Origin of the sequence: Parasphingorhabdus sp., assembly GCF_036964675.1 — a bacterium.
Classification (GTDB): domain Bacteria; phylum Pseudomonadota; class Alphaproteobacteria; order Sphingomonadales; family Sphingomonadaceae; genus Parasphingorhabdus.
Window position 1 is genome coordinate 1 of the sequence record NZ_JBALTF010000007.1, and the last position, 7,823, is coordinate 7,823.

11 protein-coding genes are annotated in these 7,823 nt (G+C 57.8%); 1 reads left to right on the forward strand and 10 read right to left on the reverse strand.

The features are described 5' to 3' along the window. The 10 genes from V7665_RS02420 to efp form a co-directional block, all read right to left on the reverse strand. Nucleotides 1-109, reverse strand: a 109-nt coding sequence (locus V7665_RS02420) for a 2Fe-2S iron-sulfur cluster-binding protein (RefSeq protein WP_335662987.1), incomplete at its 3' end; no start/stop codon positions are given. A gap of 228 nt (nucleotides 110-337) precedes the next feature. Continuing rightward, the gene (gene nuoF, locus V7665_RS02425) at nucleotides 338-1,660 is read right to left on the reverse strand and encodes an NADH-quinone oxidoreductase subunit NuoF (RefSeq protein WP_335662944.1); all 1,323 of its coding nucleotides are present in this window, start codon (nucleotides 1,658-1,660) and stop codon (nucleotides 338-340) included. Nucleotides 1,661-1,748: 88 nt separating this feature from the next. Beyond that, nucleotides 1,749-1,892, reverse strand: coding sequence for a hypothetical protein (locus tag V7665_RS02430; RefSeq protein ID WP_335662945.1), 144 nt, complete (start codon nucleotides 1,890-1,892; stop codon nucleotides 1,749-1,751). Next, nucleotides 1,892-2,557, reverse strand: coding sequence for a complex I 24 kDa subunit family protein (locus V7665_RS02435; RefSeq protein ID WP_335662946.1), 666 nt, complete (start codon nucleotides 2,555-2,557; stop codon nucleotides 1,892-1,894). The genes V7665_RS02430 and V7665_RS02435 overlap by 1 nt, the downstream gene beginning before the upstream one ends. A 115-nt stretch (nucleotides 2,558-2,672) precedes the next feature. Continuing rightward, nucleotides 2,673-3,905, reverse strand: coding sequence for an NADH-quinone oxidoreductase subunit D (locus tag V7665_RS02440; RefSeq protein ID WP_335662947.1), 1,233 nt, complete (start codon nucleotides 3,903-3,905; stop codon nucleotides 2,673-2,675). A gap of 130 nt (nucleotides 3,906-4,035) precedes the next feature. Beyond that, nucleotides 4,036-4,818 carry an NADH-quinone oxidoreductase subunit C gene (locus V7665_RS02445; RefSeq protein WP_335662948.1) on the reverse strand — a complete coding sequence of 261 codons (783 nt, stop codon included), beginning with the start codon at nucleotides 4,816-4,818 and terminating at the stop codon, nucleotides 4,036-4,038. Nucleotides 4,819-5,002: 184 nt separating this feature from the next. Beyond that, complete coding sequence (locus V7665_RS02450; protein ID WP_335662988.1) at nucleotides 5,003-5,518, reverse strand: NuoB/complex I 20 kDa subunit family protein; 516 nt, start codon at nucleotides 5,516-5,518, stop codon at nucleotides 5,003-5,005. 47 nt (nucleotides 5,519-5,565) lie between these two features. After that, a complete protein-coding gene (ndhC, locus tag V7665_RS02455; protein WP_335662949.1) occupies nucleotides 5,566-5,940 on the reverse strand; it encodes an NADH-quinone oxidoreductase subunit A in 375 nt (124 codons plus the stop codon). A gap of 105 nt (nucleotides 5,941-6,045) precedes the next feature. Beyond that, entirely contained in the window at nucleotides 6,046-6,864 is an 819-nt protein-coding gene (locus V7665_RS02460; RefSeq protein WP_335662950.1) for an inositol monophosphatase family protein, read from the reverse strand. Between the two features lie 129 nt (nucleotides 6,865-6,993). Then, nucleotides 6,994-7,554 carry an elongation factor P gene (efp, locus tag V7665_RS02465; RefSeq protein ID WP_335662951.1) on the reverse strand — a complete coding sequence of 187 codons (561 nt, stop codon included), beginning with the start codon at nucleotides 7,552-7,554 and terminating at the stop codon, nucleotides 6,994-6,996. Between the two features lie 71 nt (nucleotides 7,555-7,625). On the opposite strand from efp, the gene V7665_RS02470 reads away from it, so the two are divergent. After that, nucleotides 7,626-7,823 (forward strand): hypothetical protein (locus V7665_RS02470; protein WP_335662952.1); only part of this gene is annotated, 198 nt, incomplete at its 3' end.

Sequence of the window (7,823 nt, forward strand, 5' to 3'; positions counted from 1 at the left end):
CATGGTAGCAGAAACGCGGGATTTCCTTGCCGGCAAGCTCGGCGGCCTGCAGCACGGTCGCGCCCTGCGGCACTTCGATTTCGATGCCATCTACGGTGACTTTAGGCATGGATAGTCTCCGAAAAACATTCGTTATGCTGAACTTGATTCAGCATCCAGGGAGAGCCGCCCGGTATTTCTGCGCTTGCCGCTCTGGACCCTGAATCAAATTCAGGGTGACGAGGTGAAGATGTGTCGAGCCTGAGCCGTTCGTGCTGAGCTTGTCGAAGTATGAACGGTGCGCGCGCAGGCTGTCCTTCGACAGGCTCAGGACGAACGGTGGTGCATGAGTTTAGCATCACTCCGCCGCCTCCAGCACTTCTGCGCCTTTATGTTCGTTTATCCGCCGCTCCATCTCTGGCCGGAAATGCTTGATCAGCCCCTGGATCGGCCAGGCCGCTGCATCGCCGAGCGCGCAGATGGTGTGGCCTTCAACCTGCTTGGTGACTTCGTACAGCGTGTCGATATCGGCAATTTCCGCGTCGCCATCGCGCATTTTTTCCATCACCCGCCACATCCAGCCAGTGCCTTCGCGGCACGGCGTGCACTGGCCGCAGCTTTCATGCTTGTAGAAATAGCTGAGCCGCGAAATAGCGCGGACAATGTCGGTCGACTTGTCCATCACGATCACCGCTGCGGTGCCAAGACCGGAGCCGACATCCTTCAGCCCGTCAAAGTCCATCGGCGCGTCCATGATCATTTCAGCCGGCACCAAAGGCACCGAAGACCCGCCCGGAATCACCGCCAGCAGATTGTCCCAGCCGCCGGTGATACCGCCGCAATGTTTCTCGATCATGTCCTTGAACGGGATCGACATCGCTTCCTCGAACACCGCCGGTTTGTTGACATGGCCGGAGACCTGAAACAATTTCGTGCCGTGATTATTCTCGCGGCCAAAGCTGGCGAACCAGGCCGCGCCGCGCCGCATGATCGTCGGCACAACCGCGATAGATTCAACATTATTGACCGTGGTCGGGCAACCATAAAGGCCGGCACCGGCAGGAAATGGCGGTTTCAGCCGCGGCTGGCCCTTCTTGCCCTCAAGGCTTTCGATCATCGCGGTTTCTTCACCGCAGATGTATGCGCCGGCGCCGCGATGGACGAAGACGTCGAAATCATAGCCGGATTTGGCGGCATTCTTGCCGATCAGGCCCGCGTCATAGGCTTCCTTGACGGCCGCCTCCATGACCTTGGCTTCCATGATATATTCGCCGCGAATGTAAATGTAAGCGGCGCGCGCGCGCATCGCGAAACCGGCAATCAAGGCGCCCTCGATCAGCTTGTGCGGATCGTTGCGCAGGATTTCCCGGTCCTTGCACGAACCCGGCTCGGATTCATCGGCGTTGATGACGAGAAAGCTCGGCCGCGGATTGCCCTGGCTATCCTTCGGCGCTTCCTTGGGCATGAACGACCATTTCAGACCGGTCGGAAAACCCGCCCCGCCGCGACCGCGCAGGCCGCTGGCCTTCATTTCCTCGATGATCTTGTCGTTACCGCGCTTGATGATGTCGGCGGTCTTGTCCCAGTCACCGCGCTTCTGCGACGCCTTCAGGTCCCATGACTGGAAACCATAGACATTGGTGAAGATGCGGTCCTTGTCCTGAAGAAAATCAAAACTCATTTCTTGCTCCTGCGGCCCAAGAGACCACCGATGATACCAATCGCCACGACAGCGAGCGCGATCCAGCCTGCATATCCGTCCAGAGCCATCACAGCCCCCCGTTCATCAGCACGACCACGCCCACGACAATAACCACAATGACCAGACCGACCGTCCGCACGATTCCGGTCAGAACCTTCCAGACGATGATGATCGCCAGCAAGGCGAGCGCGAGAGCGACGATCAATCCCATCACCATTCGTTCCGATAGTCATGATTGGCGTCGACCATGGCTTTCAGATTGGTCGGACCACCCTCCGCTTCGCTGGTCTTGCGACCGATTTGCGAGCCAACGGGAATTTCCTTGCCCGCAGCCAGATCCTCGAGGATCCGGGTCATGATGTCATAGTCGAGATCTTCGTAATTATCGTCGTTGATCTGGACCATCGGCGCATTCGAGCAATTGCCCATGCACTCGACCTCGGTCAGCGTGAACAGGCCGTCCGGCGTGGTCTTGCCCTTGTTGAGGCCCTTGTTCTTGCAGGCGGCCATCACATCGTCGCTGCCGCGCAGCATGCAGGGCGTAGTGCCGCAGACCTGCACATGATAGCGGCCGACCGGCGCCAGATTATACATGGTGTAGAAGGTCGCGACCTCATAGGCCCGCATATAGGGCATATCGAGATAGGCGGCGACATATTCGATCACCGGCACCGGCAGCCAGCCTTGCGTCTTGGTATCCGCACCAACCTGCCGCTGGGCCAGGTCGAGCAACGCCATAACCGCCGATTTCTGGCGACCAGCCGGATATTTCGCGATCTGCCACTTGGCGAGCTTCTCGTTTTCCGGCGTGAAGGCGAAGTCACCCCATTTGGCGCGGGTTTCGATTTCGTCGGGGATATTGGGTGCTTCAGCCATTATTGGACTCCCGTCATTGCGAGCTTAGCGAAGCAATCCAGAGCGTCTGCGAGTGAGGCACTGGATTGCCGCGTCGCTTCGCTCCTCGCAATGACGTCATGTGGATTTTGCAAACTCACCGGTCACACTCCCCGAACACAATATCAATCGCGCCCAAAATAGCAGTAGCGTCAGGCAGCATATGGCCTTTGGTCATGAAATCCATCGCCTGCAGATGGCTGAACGCGGTCGGCCGGATCTTGCAGCGATAGGGCTTGTTGCTACCGTCGCTGACCAGATAGACGCCGAATTCGCCCTTCGGGCTTTCGGTTGCGACATAGACTTCGCCGGCGGGCACATGGAATCCCTCTGTGTAGAGTTTGAAATGATGGATCAGCGCTTCCATGGACTGTTTCATCTCGGCGCGTTTCGGCGGGACGATCTTGCGGTCGCTGGACGACACCGGCCCATCAGGCATCTCGTTCAGGCACTGGCGCATGATCTTCGCGCTCTGCCGGACTTCCTCGACCCTCACCATGAACCGGTCATAGCAATCGCCGCTGGTGCCGACCGGCACGTCAAAGTCCATCCGGTCGTAGACATCATAAGGCTGCGACTTGCGCAGGTCCCAGGCGACGCCGCTGCCACGCAGCACCGGACCGGAGAAACCCCAGCGCACCGCATCATCCTTGGACACGGTCGCGATATTGACATTGCGCTGCTTGAAAATGCGGTTGCCGACGACCAGGCTCATCGCATCCTCGAACAGGGTCGGAAATTCATCCAGCCAGTCGGCGATATCGGTGAGCAGTTTCAGCGGCACGTCCTGATGCACGCCGCCTGGCCGGAACCAGGCGCTGTGCATGCGGGCGCCGCTCGCCCGTTCAAAAAATTCCAGGCATTGCTCGCGAATTTCGAACACCCAGATATTCGGCGTCATCGCGCCGACATCCATGACATGGGCGCCGAGATTAAGCATATGGTTGCAGATCCGGGTCAGCTCGGCGAACAACACCCGCAGATATTGGCCGCGCAGCGGCACCTCGAGATCAAGCAATTTCTCGATCGCGAGAACGTAAGAATATTCCATCGCCAGCGGCGAGCAATAGTCGAGCCGGTCGAAATAGGGCAAAGCCTGCAAATAGGTCTTGTGCTCGATCAATTTCTCGGTGCCGCGGTGGAGCAAGCCGATATGCGGATCGACCCGCTCGACAATTTCGCCGTCCAGCTCCATCACCATGCGCAGCACGCCATGCGCGGCGGGATGCTGGGGGCCGAAGTTGATGGTGAAATTCTGGATCTCGAGATCGCCGACTGTCGGGTCGGCCTCGTCGGCGAGATGGTCCATTTCGTCAAGATAGTCGCTCATTGAGAATTCTCCCGAGCTTCGTCATGCTGAACTTGTTTCAGCATCCATCGGGCCATCGAAAGGCCTGCTTCAAGATCAGCAATGGACCCTGAAACAAGTTCAGGGTGACGAATGGTGAAAAAGCGGTGCATCACTTGCCCTCCCCCTTCTTGCTCGTACCCGACTTGGTCCGCTTCGGCGCAGGCGTCTTGGCTTTGGTCGTCTTGCCGTCAGATTTCTTGGCCGCCGCCTTGTTGGCTTTCTTGCCAGCGCCGGTATCGCTCTTCTTTTCGGTCGTCTTCGGCGTGGACGGCGACGCTTCGCCACCGACTTTTTCATCACCGGGCAGGATATAATCCGCGCCTTCCCAGGGCGACATGAAATCGAAGCTGCGGAAATCCTGGGCGAGCTTCACTGGCTCGTAAACCACGCGCTTGGCTTCTTCGGAATAGCGCATCTCGACATAGCCGGTCAGCGGGAAATCCTTGCGGAACGGGTGGCCCTGAAAACCATAGTCGGTCAGTATACGCCGCAAATCGGTGTTGCCGTCAAACAAGACGCCATACATGTCGAACACTTCGCGCTCGAGCCAGCCGGCGACTTCCCAGATATGGGTGACGCTTGGGACCGGCGTATCTTCGTCGGTCGAGACCTTGACCCGGATGCGATGATTTTTCGTCAGGCTGAGCAGATGATAGCAGACCTCGAACCGTTCGGGACGATCCGGATAGTCGACACCGGCAATTTCCACCAGCTGCTGATATTCATGCTTGTCGCGCAGCTTGTCGAGCACTGTGGCCAGCTTGGCTCTCTCGACGGTAAAACTGATTTCGCCATAGGCCTCGACGGTGTCGAGCAAGGCAGCGCCAATCGCCTTGCCAAGCTTGGCGGCAACGCCAGCGTTGCTGGAGATGGCTGGTGCACTATGACCCATCAGATAACTCCGTTCGTCTCGAGCGAAGTCGAGAGAGAGTTAGTGGAGATACCGTTAGTGGTGAGCTCGCGAGAGTTGCCGTTAGTGGACATGCCGTTAGTCCTGAGCCTGTCGAAGGACGCCTCAAGACGATAAGCGCACTTCGACAAGCTCAGTGCTAACGGACTCAGTTTACGCATCATCATCACCGTTCAAACGTCCCGATGCGGCGGATCTTCCGCTGCAATTGCATCACGCCGTAGAGCAAGGCTTCTGCGGTCGGCGGGCATCCGGGCACGTAAATATCAACCGGAACAATCCGGTCACAGCCGCGCACCACGGAGTAGCTGTAATGATAATAGCCGCCGCCATTGGCGCAGCTGCCCATCGAGATCACATATTTCGGATCGGACATCTGGTCATAGACCTTGCGCAGCGCCGGGGCCATCTTGTTGCAGAGCGTACCGGCAACAATCATCACGTCCGACTGGCGCGGACTGGCGCGCGGCGCAGCGCCAAAACGCTCCATGTCGTAGCGCGGCATGTTGACGTGGATCATCTCGACCGCACAGCAAGCCAGACCAAAGGTCATCCACCAGAGCGAACCGGTGCGGGCCCAGTTGAACAGATCTTCGGTCGAGGTAACAAGGAAACCCTTGTCATTCACTTCCGAATTCATGTCCTTGAAAAATCCGTCGTCCGGCTGTGTATCGGGACGCATCGGCGTGCCGTCGGCATTCAGGATCGCCGATCCGCTATTGTTGGGTTCTAGTCCCATTCCAGCGCTCCTACTTTCCAGGCATAAGCGAAACCGATGATCAGTTCCGCGAGAAATACCATCATCGTCGTCCAGCCAACCCAGCCGGTAAACTCAAGCGACACCGCCCACGGGAACAGAAACGCCGCTTCGAGGTCAAAAATGATGAACAGGATAGCGACCAGATAGAAGCGCACGTCAAACTGGCTGCGCGAATCTTCAAAAGCGGGAAAACCGCATTCATATTCCGAGAGCTTTTCGGCGCTCGGATTATGAGTCCCGGTCAGCCGGGAAACGCCCATCGGCAGGAACACAAAGGCTGAAGACAGCGCTAGGGCTACAAACAGGAACAATAATATCGGTGCATATTCGGAAAGATCGACCACTGATGACTCGTTTCGCTTATATTCGGGGCCGCTTTTAGGCAGTGGGTCCCCATGCTGCAAGGGCGAAATGGCTTAATTTTCCAGCCATTTGCGAGACATTCGCAGTTACAGCAGCGACTTTGCCAATATCCGGTGCAGCTTGCTGTGCAGCGCTTCGGTCGAAGCCAATATTTCGCCCTGGCCGATCGGCTGATCGCCGCCGGTGTAATCGGTAACAAAGCCGCCCGCTTCGCGCACCATCAAAATGCCGGCAGCAACGTCCCATACCTGCAAGCCCGCTTCAAAAAAGCCATCATAACGACCGGCAGCGAGCCAGGCGAGATCGAGCGCGGCCGAACCGTTGCGCCTGATGCCAGCAACTTGCGGCGCGACCGCACCGAAAATCCGGGCCCATTCGCTGAGGTCGCCGTGGCCCTTGAACGGGATGCCGGTGGCAATCAGCGCTTCTGACATATCGCGACGGGCCGACACGCGCAGACGGCGCTCGCCGAGCCATGCGCCCTTGTCCATTTCCGCCCACCAGGTCTGGTCGTTGAGCGGTTCGTAGATCAGTCCGCTGGTAATCTTGCCCCAGCCGCGGCCGTCGAGCGAAGGCTCCTGCACCGCGATCGAAATCGCGAAATGCGGAATGCCGTGGAGAAAATTGGTCGTGCCGTTGAGCGGATCGATGATCCAGCGCGGCTTGCCTTCTTCGCCTTCAATCATGCCACCCTCTTCGAGGACGAAGCCCCAGCCGGGTCGAACATTCAACAATTCGTCATAGAGAATACGCTCGGCGTGCATATGCGCCTTGGACACGAAATCGGCCGGGCCTTTTTTAGACACCTGGAGATGCTCGACTTCACCAAAGTCGCGGCGCAGGCGCGAACCCGCCTTGCGCGCAGCGCGCTCCATGACGGTGATAAGGGCGGAATGTGCTGGCATTTTATATCTCCCCCCTCCCGTTTAAGGGAGGGGCTTGGGGTGGGTCTATTTATTTTTCAAAGAGCGGGCGAGCGGCATAGTCATGCCCGCCCCAACCCCTCACGCAAGCGGGAGGGGCAATATTCATTCTCAGGCCTTGCCGACATATTCGCGGGCATAGACATCGACGATGATCCGGGTTCCGGCCGAGATGAACGGCGGTACCATGACGCGGACGCCATTGTCGAGAATTGCGGGCTTATAGCTGGACGATGCCGTCTGGCCCTTGACCACGCCATCGGCCTCGACAATCAGGGCTTCAATCTGGTCTGGCAGTGCCACGGAGATCGGCTTTTCATCATAAAGCTCCAGCTGCACATCCATGCCATCCTGCAAGAAATCGGCGGCATCACCGAGCAGGTCGGCTGGCAATGTGATCTGCTCGTAATTTTCCTTGTCCATGAAGGTCAGCAAATCGCCATCGGCGAACAGATACTGGAATGTCTTGGTATCCAGCCGGACTTTCTCGAGCGTGTCGGCGCTGCGGAAGCGGACATTGGTCTTGCGACCATCGACGAGATTTTTCATCTCGACCTGCATATAGGCCCCGCCCTTGCCCGGCTGCGTATGCTGAATCTTGGCAACCTTCCACAGGCCACCTTCATATTCCAATATATTGCCCGGACGGATATCTACACCGCTGATCTTCATCGCTAGTCTCGCTTGATAGATTGTTTGATTGATCGGCGCTGTAATCTGCTGGCTGATAATAGGCAAGCCCGGTGACGATGAAAGCCGGAGACGATACCGGAGACAGGGAAAGCCTGTGCGATCGCGCACAGGTCTTTTTCATACAATACGGCGAATCACTCTGCGGCTATTGCCGGATCATGACACCGACAGAGATCACCCGGTCCCGAAGCCACCATGCCAATATCGCCCCGCGTCGCAATACGGTGCTGGCTGCTGGCCTGTTCGGC